The sequence below is a fragment of the Actinomyces sp. HMSC08A09 genome, from assembly GCF_001807465.1.
Classification (GTDB): Bacteria; Actinomycetota; Actinomycetes; order Actinomycetales; family Actinomycetaceae; genus Actinomyces; species Actinomyces oris.
On sequence record NZ_KV789122.1, the window covers coordinates 24,016 to 24,529 of the forward strand.

Genomic DNA, 514 nt, shown 5'->3' on the forward strand with positions numbered 1-514 from the left:
GAGGGACAGTTTCAGTCACCTCCCCATAGGCCTCGCTGCCACCGTCGAGGTTTCTTGCTCTTAGTCTCGTCACAGGAGCGTTGTCGGCCTGGTCTTCAGCCCTGAGGGTGGGGTTCATCAAAATCAAGACCAAAACTACGGCAGTGATAATGCTGCGTGTACTTAGTTTCATTTTGACACTGCCTCAACGGCCCCTACCATCCATCTTCCATTATTGTATCGAACTCCGAAGTTAACTTCTTGACCGTATGTTGCTTCAGAGGTTGATGGGTTCTGTCCGTCGCCATAGTAGGAGGCCATCGCTCCGTAGTTGACGATCACCTTGACCCTGTTGTATTCGTAGCCTTCCAGCTTCTCATAGTAAGTCATGCCGACAATTTCCTGGTCCCATTTGTCGGCCCATCCTCCTTTGCTGTGAATGTCGTTGGCATCGTCGATGGTGGACTTGCAGAACTTGCAGCGATCATCGCTCATAGCAGCAAGTTCGGTGGTGTTGCCGGTCATGAAGGCGTAG

The 514-nt window shown here is 51.6% G+C and carries 1 protein-coding gene; it reads right to left on the minus strand.

Annotation, left to right across the window (positions count from 1 at the left end; genetic code table 11):
* Nucleotides 1–168 precede the first annotated feature (168 nt).
* Nucleotides 169–514 (minus strand): DUF6318 family protein (locus HMPREF3165_RS13790; protein WP_256275150.1); only part of this gene is annotated, 346 nt, incomplete at its 5' end.